This window comes from Shouchella hunanensis (assembly GCF_028735875.1).
GTDB lineage: Bacteria > Bacillota > Bacilli > Bacillales > Bacillaceae_D > Shouchella > Shouchella hunanensis.
Window position 1 is genome coordinate 1,039,646 of the sequence record NZ_CP117834.1, and the last position, 16,528, is coordinate 1,056,173.

The 16,528-nt window shown below is 41.7% G+C and carries 16 protein-coding genes; 4 read left to right on the plus strand and 12 right to left on the minus strand.

The window, feature by feature from the left end; translation table 11 throughout:
* Window positions 1-86 precede the first annotated feature (86 nt).
* Entirely contained in the window at window positions 87-629 is a 543-nt protein-coding gene (locus PQ477_RS05490) for a hypothetical protein (protein ID WP_274273124.1), read from the plus strand.
* Between the two features lie 96 nt (window positions 630-725).
* Here the strand turns inward: PQ477_RS05490 and PQ477_RS05495 are convergent, their stop codons facing one another.
* The 7 genes from PQ477_RS05495 to PQ477_RS05525 form a co-directional block, all read right to left on the minus strand.
* Window positions 726-3,101 carry a family 16 glycosylhydrolase gene (locus PQ477_RS05495; RefSeq protein WP_274273125.1) on the minus strand — a complete coding sequence of 792 codons (2,376 nt, stop codon included), beginning with the start codon at window positions 3,099-3,101 and terminating at the stop codon, window positions 726-728.
* A 241-nt stretch (window positions 3,102-3,342) separates the two neighbouring features.
* Window positions 3,343-3,744 (minus strand): DUF1694 domain-containing protein, encoded by a 402-nt coding sequence (locus PQ477_RS05500; RefSeq protein WP_274273126.1) that lies wholly within the window; start codon window positions 3,742-3,744, stop codon window positions 3,343-3,345.
* A 51-nt stretch (window positions 3,745-3,795) separates the two neighbouring features.
* On the minus strand, window positions 3,796-4,314 hold the full coding sequence (locus tag PQ477_RS05505) for a DoxX family protein (RefSeq protein ID WP_134259875.1): 519 nt from the start codon (window positions 4,312-4,314) through the stop codon (window positions 3,796-3,798).
* A gap of 225 nt (window positions 4,315-4,539) precedes the next feature.
* Window positions 4,540-5,400 carry a flagellin Hag gene (hag, locus tag PQ477_RS05510; RefSeq protein ID WP_274273127.1) on the minus strand — a complete coding sequence of 287 codons (861 nt, stop codon included), beginning with the start codon at window positions 5,398-5,400 and terminating at the stop codon, window positions 4,540-4,542.
* Between the two features lie 186 nt (window positions 5,401-5,586).
* On the minus strand, window positions 5,587-6,186 hold the full coding sequence (locus PQ477_RS05515) for a peptidoglycan-binding domain-containing protein (protein ID WP_274273128.1): 600 nt from the start codon (window positions 6,184-6,186) through the stop codon (window positions 5,587-5,589).
* Window positions 6,187-6,291: 105 nt separating this feature from the next.
* Entirely contained in the window at window positions 6,292-7,008 is a 717-nt protein-coding gene (locus PQ477_RS05520) for an IucA/IucC family C-terminal-domain containing protein (protein WP_274273129.1), read from the minus strand.
* 109 nt (window positions 7,009-7,117) lie between these two features.
* Entirely contained in the window at window positions 7,118-8,644 is a 1,527-nt protein-coding gene (locus tag PQ477_RS05525) for an AraC family transcriptional regulator (protein ID WP_274273130.1), read from the minus strand.
* Window positions 8,645-8,780: 136 nt separating this feature from the next.
* Here PQ477_RS05525 and PQ477_RS05530 point away from each other — a divergent pair, with 136 nt between their 5' ends.
* A complete protein-coding gene (locus PQ477_RS05530) occupies window positions 8,781-9,701 on the plus strand; it encodes an ABC transporter substrate-binding protein (RefSeq protein ID WP_274273131.1) in 921 nt (306 codons plus the stop codon).
* 49 nt (window positions 9,702-9,750) lie between these two features.
* A complete protein-coding gene (locus tag PQ477_RS05535; protein WP_274273132.1) occupies window positions 9,751-10,242 on the plus strand; it encodes a hypothetical protein in 492 nt (163 codons plus the stop codon).
* 92 nt (window positions 10,243-10,334) lie between these two features.
* On the opposite strand, the gene PQ477_RS05540 is transcribed toward PQ477_RS05535, so the two are convergent.
* The 5 genes from PQ477_RS05540 to PQ477_RS05560 all read right to left on the minus strand — a co-directional run bounded on the left by PQ477_RS05540 (window position 10,335) and on the right by PQ477_RS05560 (window position 15,466).
* The gene (locus PQ477_RS05540; protein ID WP_274273133.1) at window positions 10,335-10,715 is read right to left on the minus strand and encodes a hypothetical protein; all 381 of its coding nucleotides are present in this window, start codon (window positions 10,713-10,715) and stop codon (window positions 10,335-10,337) included.
* A 503-nt stretch (window positions 10,716-11,218) separates the two neighbouring features.
* Entirely contained in the window at window positions 11,219-12,550 is a 1,332-nt protein-coding gene (locus PQ477_RS05545) for an ABC transporter substrate-binding protein (protein ID WP_274273134.1), read from the minus strand.
* 11 nt (window positions 12,551-12,561) lie between these two features.
* Complete coding sequence (locus tag PQ477_RS05550) at window positions 12,562-13,404, minus strand: carbohydrate ABC transporter permease (protein ID WP_274273135.1); 843 nt, start codon at window positions 13,402-13,404, stop codon at window positions 12,562-12,564.
* A gap of 15 nt (window positions 13,405-13,419) precedes the next feature.
* Window positions 13,420-14,331, minus strand: coding sequence for a carbohydrate ABC transporter permease (locus PQ477_RS05555; protein ID WP_035393654.1), 912 nt, complete (start codon window positions 14,329-14,331; stop codon window positions 13,420-13,422).
* Window positions 14,332-14,356: 25 nt separating this feature from the next.
* The gene (locus PQ477_RS05560; protein WP_274273136.1) at window positions 14,357-15,466 is read right to left on the minus strand and encodes a glycoside hydrolase family 88 protein; all 1,110 of its coding nucleotides are present in this window, start codon (window positions 15,464-15,466) and stop codon (window positions 14,357-14,359) included.
* 122 nt (window positions 15,467-15,588) lie between these two features.
* Here PQ477_RS05560 and PQ477_RS05565 point away from each other — a divergent pair, with 122 nt between their 5' ends.
* Complete coding sequence (locus tag PQ477_RS05565) at window positions 15,589-16,446, plus strand: AraC family transcriptional regulator (RefSeq protein ID WP_274273137.1); 858 nt, start codon at window positions 15,589-15,591, stop codon at window positions 16,444-16,446.
* The last annotated feature ends 82 nt before the right edge of the window (window positions 16,447-16,528 follow it).

A 16,528-nucleotide genomic window follows, 5' to 3' on the forward strand; every position in this document is an offset into this window, starting at 1 on the left:
ACTCGCCTCTTAGTAAGGTCTATTCATGTACGCTCGGTTTGATAATTGATAAAGTAAAGGTGGAGATAGAGTTAGGAGGTACAACATTGAGATATTTTTCTATTCCTTTCATTCTTTTATTTCTGTCCTCGTGTAATCAAGCAGGCGATACTGCTCCACTTCGCACCGAAGAGACAGAACAAGCCACCTATCAAGTCTGGAAAGAAGCTACTGAACTGGGTTACTATAAAACAGGTCCAATTGATCTCTCTTTGAACGAGATACGAGTGATAGATGCCGAATGGCACATTTCTTTTATTGTTGACGGTCTAGACTCCGCTGAAGGTTCATACATCTATGTTGACTATGAGGTGTTTGCTGAAGAAGTTGATGAGGAACTCTTTTTCAATACAGATCATTTCACATTAGAAGTGAATGGTGAAGAGATTTTAGAAGAAGTTGACTTACATATTAGCAACGGTATTGAATGGCAAATCATCACTGAGAGTCCGCTTGAAAAACGTATGTACTTTCCATTAAAAACCGTTCAAGCTGCCGATGTTAAACAAGTGACCTTCATGGTTAAAGCACCGTTTGATGCGAATGGAAATCCGATTGATAAACCGATTCGAGTGGACGATGTGTTCTAATGACAATAGGAAACGTGAATCGTATTTCGTCTTATAGACCACTTGTTTATCTTTAATAAAGAAAAACCACTGCGCCGCAGCGGTTTTCCTTTATTCTTACTTCACTTCTTCTACTTCTACTAAGCGGACATTGTCCAATTCCATTCCATAAGGAACTGCTAGTTGTGCATCTCCGGCTCGTCGTCCAAAGCCAAACATAAGGCTGTAATCCCCATTTTCGTCTACTTCAATGATCGCTTCATGGGTTTCCATTTCCGTTCCAATGGAGTGTCGCTTTATCCCTGATTGACTGCCGACTAATTCGGTATTTAGAAAGCGTGGGGTATCGGAACGCATATCAAAGGCTAGTTTGTACACACCTTCTGGCACTTCTAGATTTTGAAACAGCTGAATGTGCCACCATTCCCATCCGACCTGATGAACCGTTGTTCGCAAGGTTTCTTGTTCAATGGCGAAATCGGCTAACCCCGCCCAGCCTTCATACCAGCCTTGGTTGTGGATGTTCCACGTATCCGACAATTGGTCAGGCGTACCAAGCTCTGTTGTTTCTGTAAAGGCACCATCTCGCACTAGGTTTTCTCCTATTTCAACCCATTCCCGATCGTCTGGTTCTCCTGGCTGCGGATAGTTCGCGCCTACTTCTTCATACACGCGAACATAATCTACAACGACTTCACCCGGAAATTCAGTAGTTGCGTCTGGTTCACCACCGTACCAGCCACCAACAGCTAAATTTAAAATAAGAAAGAATTCTTGATCAAACGGTGCTGGATACTCGCCTTTATCAGAATGCCATTCGGTTAATCGTGTATACAAATTTCCGTTTACATACCAGCGAAGCTCTCCTGGCTCCCACTCTACGCTATACACGTTGAAATCCGTTGTGGATTGACCCTCTGGAAAACGATAAGCTCCTCCTGAATATTGATTGTTTGGCCACTGACCACCGTAATGAATCGCTGCGCCAACTTCATCGGTTTCAGAGCCGCGATTTTCCATAATATCAATTTCCCCTGATAACGCCCATCCTCCGTAAATATCTTCTTCAGGCATCATCCAAAAAGCAGGCCAGTACCCTTGGCCTTCTGGCAACTTCATTCTTGCTTCAAACTTTCCGTATGCTTGACTGAATAAGCCATTCGTTTGAACTTTACCTGACGTGAAGTCATACGTACCGTGCTCATCTGTAACGGTTTCTTCTTCGGCACGAAGAACAAGGTGCCCATCTCTTATTTCCACATTTTCTTCTTGATAGGATTGTGATTCGTTATTCCCCCATCCCGGGAAATACTCTCCTCCTGAATAAAACCCGTTACCTGTATCGATGTTCCACTTGGAGCGATCTAATTCCGTACCTTCAAACTCATCATTCCAGACGAGTTCCCATTCTCGATCTGGTTCGTTATCGCCAATCCCACCAATTCTGTTTATGGATACATTGTCTATCGTAATCGTATGAGGACGGTTTTCTGTATGGTTTTCACCATTTCGAACATTCCCCAATAAAAACATAAGCTGTAGGTCGCTTTCCTGAAACAATGAAAATTCAATTCGTTTCGTATCGGTGTCGGTTGTGACATCAAAGGCATGTTTCGGATTGTTGGAAAGCCCATTAAGCTCAATTTCAATCGGTCGTTCCATTGTGGATGACACATCAAAACGTAATTCATAGACACTTCCTCCAGCAAGAGAAATTCCTTCTTGAAACAATTGATTCGACCAGCTAATCGGAATGTTCCAATCAGGGTGCATACCAGCGATTTGGTGAATGTGCATGTTCCCTGCTCCATTCTCAACTGAAAACGTTGACTGTCCACCTTCACCATCCCACGTATCCCAATGCGCCGTTCCCTCGGAAAAATCGCCATTCCGCACAAGATTCTCGCCTGTGCTAGGGGATTCATCGCTTTTTTGTTCAAGTGTATACGGCAACTGCAGATTTGAAGCGAGTTCTGGTGCATTTACTTTGATCTCTGCATCGCCATTCCCAAATCTCATCGACACTTCAACCTGAATCTTACCGTTTTCAAATGCTTTGTAAGCATCTCCCTCCACATGAACCAATTCTCTTGTAAATTGTTCATAAGAGCCTTCTTCTAAAACCCCATCTGTCGCTATTAAATCCGTTTCCTCTACTCGGTCCCACTGCCCATCTCCATCAAAGTCATAGGAAACACGTGCATCGATCCCGATACCGACTGCTGTCCCATTTAAGAATAAATCTGCAACAGCTGTACCGCTTCCATCATACGATCCACTTATCTGTTCGATTAAATACACATTCCCCTCCCCAGATGCACGGATCGTATCTGCTTTTAACCCAGTCCCTTGCACACTCGACAATGAGCGCTCCCCGTCTTGTTCTACTAAATAGAGTGTATTAAATAAAGTTGAAGCTTCCGTATTGTTACTCGTTGTTGTAGGAATGAACAATAAAGCCACCATAAAGAATAAGAACCACTTTCGTTTCATACTAATGCCTCCTTTATTCAATTTTTATAAAAGCGCTTACATATACGTTCCCACTTAACGAAAGCGCTTTCGTTAACCGTATCCTACTTCTATGAATCTTTCAATTGGGAAAATAGCAAAGTAGACATTTACTTAAAAAAACTCGCCACTAGAGTAACGGTGGCGAGGTGTTGTATTATATCTAATTTGTTGCTCTCAATCTTTAAAACGACCATATTAACGTACAACCAATCTTGCCTAATTAACTAGCTTCTAAAACGTCCTCTGCATCGAAATGAAAATGATGATCTTCTATAAACGGATTGTTCACATTAGACGGCACAGATACTGTTGCTAGAACTAACCCGAAAGGTGAGGCTCTCTTACTATGAACAACGGTGAAGGGTACACCTAATTTTATTGCGATCTGAACATAGAAGGCGTACTGGTTGTAAGGCTCAGAGCCATTAATCCAGAGACGTAAATCGTTGTCCTTTTCCATTTCTTCAAGCACTGCTTTGTAGACCTTTCCACTGTTTAATTGTTCTGTTGTTATCGCGATAACAACACGTTCATAAATGGCATTTAAGAAAAGTCTCTTTTCGTCAATAAGCAGTTGGGGCTTTCCATAAATCTGTTGAAGAATATGCTCATAAACATTCATTCACGTTCCCCCTTACATAGTAGGTTCTAATAGATATGGTGCCGCTACCGACTATGCTGGTTTCTCTATCGTTTTTAACGGTCGTTTTTTATTCTTTACCTTTTCTTCAATAGCTGGTGTAAAACGATCGACGCCCAAACGCCCAGCGTTATGCTTGCTTACTAATAACGGAATGGTCATCAGAAGCATAAGTGGATTCGTTGATACAGTTCCAGCCAGCAAGAAAGATGTATTCATGACCCCTCCGAAAAATCCAGCCGTTTTCGTGAAAAGACCAATGATCAAAGCGATTCCTACGAACACCTCACCCCACATAACCATAAAACTAAACAAGTCTGCATAAGGGATCGCTACGTTTTCAAGAAAAGCTACGTACAACGGGTAGGCTACTTCTTCCGTACCTCCTTTTAAAACCGGATTGGCTGCGGCTGCTTGTAAAAATCCACCTGCGTTAAATTCTCCTCCCATCACTTTTCCGATACCTGAGCTAAACCACATCCACCCTAAAGCTATACGTAAAACCGTTAGTGCTACTTGAGCTAATTTAGATGATTGCAAGAACTGTAACATGGTTTTTCCTCCTTTGTGAATTTTTTCACATTCTCTTTATACTCTTAGTATACACGCTTTCATGAATTTGTGAATAACTTCACAAACTAATTCACATAGTGTTCATAGTTTTGTTTACCTTGCTACTTTTAAACAATGTAATAATCGTATTTCTATCTTATGAGAATCATCCATTTGAAAAAACACATAAAAAAAGCCCCTTCATAAGAAGGAGCTACCACATTATTATCCAAGTAACTGAAGTACTTGTTGTGGTTGTTGGTTTGCTTGAGCAAGCATCGATTGAGACGCTTGAGAAAGAATGTTTTGCTTCGTGAATTCCATGATTTCTTTCGCCATATCAACGTCACGGATACGAGATTCTGCAGCTGAAAGATTTTCAGAAGCGTTATCAAGGTTATTAATTGTGTGCTCTAAACGGTTTTGGTTCGCACCAAGTTTAGAACGTTCTGATGATACAGTATCAAGAGCTGTTTGAATTGCTGTGATCGCTTCATCAGCAGCCGTTTGAGAAGAAACGTCAATACCACTTGCAGCTACATTATTGTCAGCATCGGCTTCATCAATAACAGCATTTGTACCTACACCAAGAGTTTCTGCATCAAAAGCTCCGATAGAAAGAGAGATATTTTGACCTGCATTAGCACCGATGTGGAATGTACCTTCGAAATCACCAGTCAAAAGTTTCTTATTATTGAACTCTGTATCGTTAGAGATACGTGTAATTTCTTCAGCAAGTGCATCTACTTCTTTTTGAATTTCTGCACGATCTTCATCAGTAGCAGTGTCATTGGCAGATTGTACTGCTAACTCACGCATACGTTGAAGGATTGAGTGTGTTTCGTTTAAAGCACCTTCAGCTGTTTGGATCATAGAGATACCATCTTGAGCGTTACGGCTCGCTTGATCTAAACCACGAACTTGCGCGCGCATTTTTTCAGAGATTGCTAGACCTGCTGCGTCATCGCCTGCACGGTTAATGCGAAGACCTGAAGATAATTTTTCTTGTGCTTTTGCTGCCATTCCTTGGTTTACGCCAAGTTGACGGTGAGCGTTCATTGCGCTCAAATTGTTGTTGATAATCATTATTCAACACATCCTTATGTTTTTTTGATCTCCACATCCGTTTGGAGATTGTCTTGCGGTGTTGCTACTCTATATATCGAACGGATTTTTAAGATGTTTATAGTTTTTTAAAAGATTTTTTATGATAGCCTGAAAACAATTAAAAACCCCTGACACATTGGTCAAGGGTTCTCCATTTATTGTTCTTTACGATTGTGGATCGGCTTCGACGACATCGCCATTTTTATAGACGTTGTAAAATCCGACTGTGCCGGAGCCGCCGCTATCAATTAAGTCTTGGCTTTGTGCTTTAAGGGAGTAGAAGTGGTTCCCTTCTGAATCTTCTCTTAAGACACCGTCACTACTAAAGATGAGGTCATCATTTTGAAGTTCATCTTCTGCATAGTGAATCGCTGTTTCTACTGGGAATTGTGCGTCATCATACTCTGAGAACAGCGCTACCCACGTATTGACGCCAACAATGCCGTCAGCAATCAGTCCGTGTTCGGCTTGAAAAGCCTTGACTTGTTCTTCCGTGTTTGGTCCAAATACCCCATCAACCTCGGTTTCAAATCCAGCTTGGCTGATCGTAAATTGAACAAAGTCAACTTCATTTCCATACATACCTGTGCTTCCTTGCGTAAGCGTCGGCTGGTGTTCTGGAGCGATGTTTAATACATTTTCATATTCATTTTGCTCATCTGTTGCCTGTACCATTTGATTTTCAGAGGCGGATGCGTGCTGCATGGGAAGTGGTGCTGCTACAAGCGCAACCGCCGGAACAATAGCGAACCATTTCTTATTCATCTCGATCTCCTCCTATTATTCAACTTATAGGATGGCTACCTTCCTAGAGGCAGAACGAAACGTCTTTAGCAATGGTTACATACTTTTTTAGGTTGCTTGAGTCTTCTACACAAGTTTGAGATGTGGACACGCTTCACAGTATTCCATCTTACCGACTTTATAATTAAAGCAACAAGTGCGCCTTTTTGGTGCTTCCACGTCAGGGTTATGCAAGTAGAGAAAGGAGTGAATGGGGTTCTTCTTGCATGCAAATAAGGCACCATCTGCTTGTTGTAAAAACGTAAAATCGTCGATGATACGTTGCCTTACAATGGGGCTTATGTCTTTTGAAAGCATTTTGCGATAAATGGAATTGATACGGACAGCAACGTTTTCCCACAGTATGTTATAGGGCGCAGAAGAGACTTGTTTTATCGTCATGAGTAACGGCGTGAGATGATCTGCGAATAATTCAGATAGCAACGTTTGTCGCATGGTTGTTCGATTATCGTTTGGGATCGCTAGCCACAACTCGTCTGCATGAGGGATAGACAACTGGCGTCCGTTTTCACTTATGTACATCTGATCTGGTGGTAAGCGCAAGACCGCATCAGCGCTTGCCAAGTGATAAAGGGTAGAAGCAGCCACTATTCTGGCATAATGCTTTAGAAAAAGCGAGGCGGCAATCTTTAGATCCAATGCGCCGCAGCTAGCCATGTAACTCTCTAGAAAAGAACGACAGCCTGCTTCTTCAACTAAATAGGATAATCGTCTATGTTGTTCATTCGGTTGTTCTTTGTTTATAAAAAACGTGTGGTACTCATCTAGCTGGGTCGTGTCCATTTATAGCCAACACCTTTTTATCAAGTTTATTCGACTAGTATACGGCTCACGATTAAAAAGAACATAGACATTCCAGTCTCATTTTTGGTGATTTCCGACCTTTATATGTTTAGCCAATGAATTGGGCAAATTTTTGCAGCATCAACTTATGTGAATACGCGTTGTAGCTCGTATACAAATGCTTTTCTTCAAAGATTTCATGGACGTGATGGTCTTTTACTGCGCGAATCGATTGCCAGACTGGGTTGTTTTGTAGGCGACTTAATTGCGTTCGAATCTGCTTGTTACTTGGCAGCTGGTTATGCTTTCGGTACACGGTAACGATGATACGGTCTGGTTCGTATGCCGCTATCCTTTGCACACTCACTTCCTCTATGTGCGCAATCTGGTCAATGCCTTCCGGAGCCCTTACGTGCAAGTCTCCGTACAGGACGGAGCCGATGTTTCGCTTTCCATAAATACACTGAGTACCGTCACCAATACCTATAATTAGAACCCGCTCATCCCTTACATGGTGGCGTATCTGTTCTTTCACGTTCTCGACTTGCTCTCTATAGGCTGTTAAAAAGGCAGCTGCCTCTTGTTCTCGTCCGATGACTTTCGCAATCGTGTTCAAATGGGCACGCCAATCGTCTTGATAATTCAGGACGATGGTAGGAGCAATATGGGTTAAAAGCGCTTCTTTTTGGGTTTGAGATTGATTGGTCTTCCCTGTCCGTACAAGTAAATCTGGTTTCATCGCCAGTAATCGTTCTAAATCCGGACCTTTCTCCCCTATGGACTTGGTGTCCATTAAATGCTCTAGCGCAGGAAACGATTCATCTATAATGGCCGCGTATGGTTTTACGCCAAGGGCAATTAAATGTCCCGTAACCAAATGATTCAAAGAAGCAATCCTTTGGGTCTGTTTAAACGTATGGCTATAAACAGAAGGGGCATAGCCTTCTTTTCGTTTGAATTTGCGGCTAAAATAAAACTCATCATTAAACCCAACCTGCCTTGCAATCGCGTGCACGCTTAACCGACTCTCAAGCAACAGCTTCTTAGCTTCTTGCAATCGAACGTGGTTCACATACGCCATCGGACTCATTTTCACATGCTCCTTAAATTTTCTCGCGTAGTAGTCGACTTGAAGCCCCGTTCTCTCAGCGAGTTGTTCTCGGGTCAGCTCTTGATGATAATGGGTTTCGATATAAAGCTTGCTTTGTGCGATTCGGGCTTCAATGGATTCGTTCATCTCTTGCTGTTTATCTAAAAGTGTACTCACTAATTCTTGGAAATAGCCATTTGCTCGAAGATAGCCTATATCTGATCCTTCTTTAAAGTGTGTGACCATTTCATCGAGTAGGTGCTCAAAACGATAAGGCATTTCCGACTTGGTCGCCTTTGGAAAAAGACATGCAGTCGGTTTGAACACATGATCCTCTTCTTTTAATGCAAGGAATTCAATATAGTAGCCGCTTGTAAGCTCCATTGTCTGATTCTGTTCAAAATGCGCAGGGATAAACCTTATGTTCCTCTCACTCGATGTTATTTCCACTAGGAAGCCATGATGACCCTGTGCTTGTCTTATCACTTGAAGGCTTTGAGCGTATGTAATCGATGTTAATTGAAGGATCATTTCCTTCCCCATCATAATCGAATCCCCTTTCACAATCATAAAAGTCGTTTTCTTTCATATTAAAACGGAAATATCCATGGACGCTTCTCTCTTGCTTTACTATCATTATAGTTGATTATGATTCTCACTATCAATTGAAAGCAGGGTATGTATGAACGATACATGGAAAAAAACAAGTCTTGTATGCATGACGCTCCTTCTCAGTGCCTGTTCAACGAGCACAGAAGAAAACATAGAGCATTCAGATAACGAAGTCATTGAACATATAAAGGGTGAATTTGTCGTAGAAGACAAGCCAGAGCGAGTGGTTGTATTAGATGTACAATTTTTAGACCAAATGATGGCTTTAGACGAGATCCCTGTCGGAACCGTATACGCTGAAACCGATAACGGTCTGCCAGAGTATCTAGGGGAGGCGCCTAGTGATGCGACTTTGCTAGGTACCTACCTCGAACCGAATTTAGAAGCGATCATTAGCACCGATCCTGATCTCATTATTGCCACAGACACCCATGAAGACATCTATGATCAATTAGAACGAATTGCTCCTACCATCATGTTCGATCGAATGGAAGATTGGCAAACCGTACTCCTTTCCTTTGGAACACTCTTAAATCAAACGGAAAAAGCAGAAACGGTGATAGCCGATTACACAACAAAAGTGGACGAGCTAAAAGCCGATTTGGAAGAATCGGTAGGCGATGAAGTCGTCAGTCTCATTCGACCAAGGGATGATATGATACGCCTTCACACTACATCCCACCGAACAGCACAAATCTTGTATGACGATCTCGGGCTGACGCCACCAGAAATGGCTACGGTAAGTTCTGATTCCAGTACGATGATCTCCCTTGAAGTCATGCCAGATCTAGAAGCTGACCATCTCTTCTTACTGCAAGACGACACAAACCTAGACTTAACAGCGTCTTTCCAAGCATCCTCTGTTTGGCAAGGGCTAGATGCTGTAAAGAACGATCACGTCTACGAGAAAAACACCGGTTTATGGATTGGCTACTACGGTCCAATTGCTATAAACTTGGTCGTTGATCAAATTGCAGAAGAACTGCTGTAACGACACAAATAAAACAACCACCCTTTCGAGATTTAAGGGTGGTTGTTTTTTGTATTTAAAGAAGATGATCATTCGAGTTTATTGTTTAAAATTGGATAATTTGTTAAAATTAAATTGTTCTTATCCGAAAGGAGGGGTCTATATTAGAAATAAACGCAGTCTTTTCATTACTGCCATTTTCCTTCTAGGCACACCAATAGCCATGTATATCTTCAACTTACTTCCTGGCATGTTTACCTATGAGACAACCGAGACTCAACTCTTTGTACGACAAGGTGCGTTTCAACCACATTCCATTTCTTTAGACAAAGAAAATTTTATCGAGCAAGAGTTGTCTTTGATTACACATTCAATTGACTCGTTACAAGCACGAGGTTTGATGTATTCTTCCCTATTAGCAATGAATGTCGGTTTCGTCCTACTTAATTGGCATCGACCAAAGTGGAGAATCCTTTTTCTCGTGATCGCTTTAGCCCTCATTCCCCTTTTTTCCTTCTTGTATCTAGACCAGATCCAATCCATTAAAGACTTGTTGCCTTAAGGAGGGTTCTCGCTTTTCCTTAAGGTCTACTGCTTTTCTTCTTAGTCACTCATGGCTTGCATATTTTAATACAGCCTTTTAAATAAATCAGTTCATTCATTTATTATTGTCGGTAGATTAGAATCTTTTTTGAACGTATAGGTTTCATGATCGATTTCGATTCTTACTTCGTCATTCCCGTTAAACATCATTTCTTGTCCATTAAATTTTTCACTGTTTATCTTATAGATAGTCTCTGAAACGTTTTCATATGTTCCTTTATCCGTTTCACTTTCGTTGTAGAAATAAAATGTACGATTATCATCTAAATCAAATACCATTGTTGCAAAAGGTAGATCACTGCTTAAATAGGTTCCTTTAAGCGCACTATTTTTTGGAGGTTTGTTAAATACTAATGCAATGACAGAGATTAGCAAAATAATTAAAAAGATACCTATGACAATTGATTTTTTCGAAATCTGGTTTTTGCTCAAAATAGAAAGAACCTCCTCTTTTAGGTCTACATACTATCATTATGCTACAAGACCATTCCTTATTTTCTTTTTAGCTTTATGCTATTTTTAGTCCATACTCGGAGAATCATTTACAGCCAAAATGTCTAAATCATCAGTTGATAATTTAATACATTCTCGTTCAAATTCATAAAATCCTAGCTTCCCGCACAATTTTACAATTTGATTTATCCTCAATCCAAATTCTTCGGTAGTGGCATTTAATTAAATCGATTCACTACACCCATACACTCTACTAAAAACAACAGAAGAAACTAGAATATTTAAACAAATTGGACCCTTTCATTACATGTTATTTTATCAGAACAAATGGTAAATAACCCTGCCATTAGCAGGGTTAAGGGTACGGAATAAAAATCTTTTTCATTTTCCTACTTTTTTGTATAAGTCCCCTCTTGCTTCACACTAAAAACCCCTCTGACTGTTTCCATAACCAGAGAGGAATGATTATTGGTCCTGCTTCACTAACGAGAATGAATCCATTCTGTACTTTCAGCCTGTGCTTCTTTTAGCGCTTGCTCGACGGACAGGGTTCCTGTCAGAGCGCCTTCTATCTTCGCTTGAAGAATGTATCGTGGTTGTGAGGATGCCCACGGATACCTCGGTGTGACAGCGTTTGTCATGGCTTCTAGTACAGGGGTCATGAGCTCCATTTCTTGAATGCTTTCCCATTCTACCGCTTCTTTAATCACAGGGGTGCTACCCCATTCTTCCCAGAGAAAGCGCTGAAAATATTCGCTTGAGCTGAACTTAATAAATTCCCAAGCTAGGTCTTTATTTTGACTGGTTTCCCCGATCGCAAAGGGGCTGCCAGAGAACATACTTCCGACTCCTTCTGCGTTTTTAAATGTTTGCACAACAGGAAAGCGGTCTTCTAATTCCTGTGCGTAAATGGGCTTCATGTTTCCATTTCCTTGGTTCACAGAGATGGCAATATTATTACTTGGTGTTAGCCAGCGGTCATTGCCTTGACCATTTACAAAGCTTCTTGGCATATAGTGAGACAGTTCCATCATAGCATGCAGCGCTTGCTCCATTTCTTCTGAATCAAAGTTCAACTCGATTTCTTCCCACCGTTGACCAGTGCCCCATTCACCACCAAATCCCTCCATAAAATTAGTTGCTGTTAAGGCGGTGTCATGAGTGCCTGCAAAGTAAATGCCATAGTTTTGTTCACCTGTGACCGGGTTCTCTCCTGTCATTTGCTTTGCTTTTTCCATTACTTCTTCAACAGTCGGGTAATCCGATAGTGGTTCCACGCCCCATTGTTCAAATAGCTCCTTATCATATTGAATAAATCGGCCATCTCCAAGCACAGGTAGGGAGTAGATTTGCAAATCATCGTCTTCTGGCCCAAATGTCATCCAGCCTTCTACTAAATTATCGTGGTAGACACTTAAATCAAACGCATCTTCCTCAATGTATGGTTGCAGCGGTTCCAGTAAGCCTTGAGCTGCAAAGTCATTCACACCCGGCATTTGATAGACGTCTGCTTGACTTCCGGCTATCATCGCTTGAGTATTTGGTACATAATTATTCCATGGCATGATGACAAAATCGATGGTAACACCGGGATGCAGTCGTTCAAACTCTTCTTTCACTGCATGAAAACCAGTTGATTTGTGGGCCGTGATCGGATCGGTTGTGTCTTGAAACTTAAATTCTCCAATCATCGCAATGGTTAAATCACTTTCCTCTAGCTGATTGCCTTCCTCTCCTTCTTGAGGCAAGCAGCCTGGTAAGAGTAATAGAGAAGTGGCGACGAGACAAACAACTGGCAATCGCTTTACATCCATTTGAACTCCTCCTATTCTTTTAAACCGCTTAGTGCGATGCTTTGAATAATATAGCGCTGTAAAAAGACAAAGACGATAATGATAGGCAAGACGCTCATTGTCGCAAGGGCCATGGTCATTCCGGCGAGAGATGTACCATTTTCTAATGAAAAACTTGCTAAAAAGAGTGGAATGGTGTGCAAACGTTCCGAGTTTAACACAACAAGAGGCCAGACGAATTCATTCCAATTGCCCATGAACGATAAAATGATTAACGTGGCGGTAATCGGTCCTGCCAACGGCGCATAAACCTGAAAGAATGTTCTGAATTCACTAGCGCCATCAATTTGCGCGGCTTCACGCAAGCTGTCTGGAACTTGATCAAAAAACTGTTTGGCAAGAAACACGCCAAATCCATATAAAATCGACGGTACGATAACAGGCCAAAACGTATTCAGTAACCCTGCTGAGTTAAACATGGTGTAAAGAGGAATGAGTCTCGCTTCTATTGGAATCATCATCGTTGCGAGCACCATGATAAACAAGAGTTTTTTCCCTTTAAATTGCCCTTTAGAAAACGCATACCCTCCTAACAAAGCAGCTGAGATTTGTAAGAAAACCGAGCAAAACGTAACAAACGCTGAATTCAGGTACGCGCTGAAAATGCGGCCGTTTTCAAACACAAGCTCATAGTTAAACAAGGAAAACGGGTCCGGAATAAACGTTGGTGGAAATGGTACTTGGATATTAGCCAGTCGATCAAAGCTAATGCTTACCATCCACACAAAAGGGGCGACGACAATGATCGCCACGATTACGAGAGCAGCATACAAAACGACCTGTGTTATCTTCTGCATGTTTTTATGGTTATTCATCTTCTCCTTCACCTCCTAAAGCTTTAAGCGAGTTAGTTTGATGTTGAGCACCGTAAAGAGCAGAATAATCAGAAATAAAAGAACGGTAATCGCCGAAGCAATGCCAAACTCAAATCCGCCAAAACCACGCTCATAAATAAGGGCAACCATCGTTTGTAACGACCTTCCAGGACTTCCCCCGGCTCCTCCTAATACAAAGATTTCTTGAAATCGCTGCAATCCAGAAATCCAGCCCATAATAATAAGAAAAGCAAAAGTTCCTGCCATATTCGGAATGGTAATAAAGAGCCATTGTTGAAATCCTGTAGCACCGTCGATTTCCGATGCTTCATAAAGTTCAGGCGAGATTGCCTGTAAGTTCGCCAGACAGATAATAATGACAAATCCAATCCAATGCCAAATTGTGAGTAAAATAACGCCCCATTTTGATGTTCCCGGATCGGACAACCACGGTGATGTTGGTAAGCCAAGGGTATCTAACACATGGTTAATTAAGCCAACTTCCGGCTGGAGCACGAACATAAAGATCATCGCTGCGGCGACAATGGACGTAACGTTTGGTAAGAAGAACATCACTTTAAACACACTTTTAAAGCGGTTAATACGATTAATCATACTCGCTAAAATAAACCCGATTGGAATGGCTAACAGCAATTGAAAGAAAGCGATATAAAATGTATTGTATACAGCATTCCAAAATGCACCCTGACTTAGAACGCGCTGATAGTTCGTTAAGCCTACCCACGTTTCAATCGTTCCGTTTGAGTTATAAAAACTTAAACGGAATGATTCGAAAACAGGGTAGACTATAAAACAAGCAACACCTAGAAACGTCGGTAATAAAAAGACGTACCAGCTAAGTGTTGATTTGATTGATTTGTTCCGTCTCGTTTGGACATTTGCAGGCATCTCAACCCCTGTTTTCATTCCTTCCCCTCCTGTTTGCTTCAAATTAGAAGATTCGTCGCTTCCAGCCATCTAGCTTAGCAATTGCTTCTGCGTAGTAATAGTCTCCATAAATAAGGGAGACATTGATATCGCGTCCAGCTGGACAATGGCCCGTTGCAAAAGAAAGAATGGCTTCAGATTGACTCGGTGCAAGCGCATGGGAAGTTAGCCCTTTCACCAATCGTCTAGCCGCCTGTCCATAGAGTTGCTTTTCCTTTGGATCAACGGCTTCCTCTATTTCTAAAAGACCTGATGCTGCAATTGCACCTGCCGAACTGTCTTTAGGTGCATGGTCACGTTCAACACACCGGAAATCCCATAGAGGTACGTCATCTTCTGGTAAAGCCGCAATAAAGTGGTGTGCAATCTTCTTTGCCGCTATTAAATACGCCTCCTTTCCAGTATGTCGATAGGCATTTGCAAAGCCGTAAAGTGCCCACGCATTTCCTCTACTCCATGCTGAATCGGCAGCCTCCCCTTGGCCCCCTAACGCTTCAATAAAAGCCCCAGTGTGGGGATCAAAAGAAAGAATATGGCTTGTCGTCCCATCTTCTCGAACACCATATTTAAGAGTTGTATCTGCATGTTGATTGGCAATATGGGCATAGCTTGGATCATTGGTAACAGTGCTTGCCCAATAAAGTAAGGAGATGTTCATCATGCAATCAATAATCGCCCATCCTTTTTTTTCATCGCCATTCCATGCCTTAATAAAGCCACCAACAGGGTTAAAACGACCAGCTAAGTAATTTGCCGCCTTTAGCCCTACTCGTAAGCTATTTTCACTTCCAGTTTGTTCATAATCCATGACCGCTGTTAAGAGAAACTGAAATCCAACATCATGGTGGAGCACAATTGGATGGGCATCGAAAGCGGCTTCAATTTTTTCCGTCCATGGTTCTGCTTGTGCACGATAAAACGGGTCACCCGTAAGGTCGTGCATCAGCCATAATAAGCCTGGATAAAACCCAGATGTCCACCAATCAACGTTCAGGTCATCGTAATGCCCTTCAGCGTTCGTGGCATGAGGTGATTTCTCCCCTATGCTCTTTGCCATCTCCATAACCTTTTCGTTCAGTTGCATGGTTGTCATTCGTGTTTTCTCTGTAATCATGCTCTTCCTCCTCCTTGTCATTGGACGTTCTTTTTTATGATAGCGCTTCCAAATAGATGAAAGTAGTGATACAATGATGAAAAATATTGTTCTGTTGTTCAAAATGGGAAGGATGATGATGTGTGAGTAAACCGTCATTCCAGTTCATACCAGAGCACAAAAAGGCGGTTGTCTGGCATAACAATAAAACGAGCTTTCCGATTGAATACTATCACTGGCACCAAGGTTTCGAGCTATTAATTGTCTTTAAAGGCTCTGGAAATGTGATTTTAAATCAGCGTGTGACACCGATAAAGCCAGGGAGGTTGTTCTTTTTTCAACCGTTTCAATTACACCACGTTGCCACATTAAAGAATGAACCTTATGAACGATCAACCCTTCACTTTGATCCACTTCACACCGAGAGACTTCTACACATGTACCCTTCTATGCTTCAACTCTTTTACCACATGCAAAACGATACGTTTGAACATCAGTTCATTGACTTTACCCAAGACTTCTCCTATATTCAACAGCTTTGTCAGCTTTACGACGAGAGCTTAGGAACTTGCCCATTAAAAGAGCAAGTCGATCGAGAAAATGTGTTCCTTATTCAGTTGTTAGGCTATGTCCAACATCAGCTAAAACACCATTCACCCAGCTTACAAACCCGGAATCTCCCCTATGCAGAACGGGTCATGCGCTGGATTGAAGCGAATCTCTCAAGACCGTTTAAGCTTGATGAACTAGCAGATGAATTATTCTTATCTAAATCGTACATTTCAAAACGTTTTCGTCTAGAGACAGGCAGTAGCATCACGACTTACTTAACCGCCAGAAGAATGAAAGAAGCCTGCCATTTGTTGCAAACCAGTACCCTATCGTTAGAAGCCATTTGTTCACGAATTGGCATCACAAATGTCTCTTATTTCATTCAAATGTTCAGACGCGAGCTGCAAACCACTCCCCACCAATATCGACTAAATTTGCAGAAGCAATGACAATCTCGTATAAATGGATGGACAAAATCAGCAATCGCAAAACAGTTTTTTAATGAGTGTCACCCTAGACTAAACGTAACAT

Excerpts from the sequence above, each read along its gene's own strand:
- PQ477_RS05495 (WP_274273125.1), bottom strand. The coding sequence starts at position 3,101 with ATGAAACGAAAGTGGTTCTTATTCTTTATGGTGGCTTTATTGTTCATT.
- PQ477_RS05500 (WP_274273126.1), bottom strand. The coding sequence starts at position 3,744 with ATGAATGTTTATGAGCATATTCTTCAACAGATTTATGGAAAGCCCCAA.
- PQ477_RS05505 (WP_134259875.1), bottom strand. The coding sequence starts at position 4,314 with ATGTTACAGTTCTTGCAATCATCTAAATTAGCTCAAGTAGCACTAACG.
- hag (WP_274273127.1), bottom strand. The coding sequence starts at position 5,400 with ATGATTATCAACAACAATTTGAGCGCAATGAACGCTCACCGTCAACTT.
- PQ477_RS05515 (WP_274273128.1), bottom strand. The coding sequence starts at position 6,186 with ATGAATAAGAAATGGTTCGCTATTGTTCCGGCGGTTGCGCTTGTAGCA.
- PQ477_RS05520 (WP_274273129.1), bottom strand. The coding sequence starts at position 7,008 with ATGGACACGACCCAGCTAGATGAGTACCACACGTTTTTTATAAACAAA.
- PQ477_RS05525 (WP_274273130.1), bottom strand. The coding sequence starts at position 8,644 with ATGATGGGGAAGGAAATGATCCTTCAATTAACATCGATTACATACGCT.
- PQ477_RS05530 (WP_274273131.1), top strand. The coding sequence starts at position 8,781 with ATGAACGATACATGGAAAAAAACAAGTCTTGTATGCATGACGCTCCTT.
- PQ477_RS05545 (WP_274273134.1), bottom strand. The coding sequence starts at position 12,550 with ATGGATGTAAAGCGATTGCCAGTTGTTTGTCTCGTCGCCACTTCTCTA.
- PQ477_RS05550 (WP_274273135.1), bottom strand. The coding sequence starts at position 13,404 with ATGAATAACCATAAAAACATGCAGAAGATAACACAGGTCGTTTTGTAT.
- PQ477_RS05555 (WP_035393654.1), bottom strand. The coding sequence starts at position 14,331 with ATGAAAACAGGGGTTGAGATGCCTGCAAATGTCCAAACGAGACGGAAC.
- PQ477_RS05560 (WP_274273136.1), bottom strand. The coding sequence starts at position 15,466 with ATGATTACAGAGAAAACACGAATGACAACCATGCAACTGAACGAAAAG.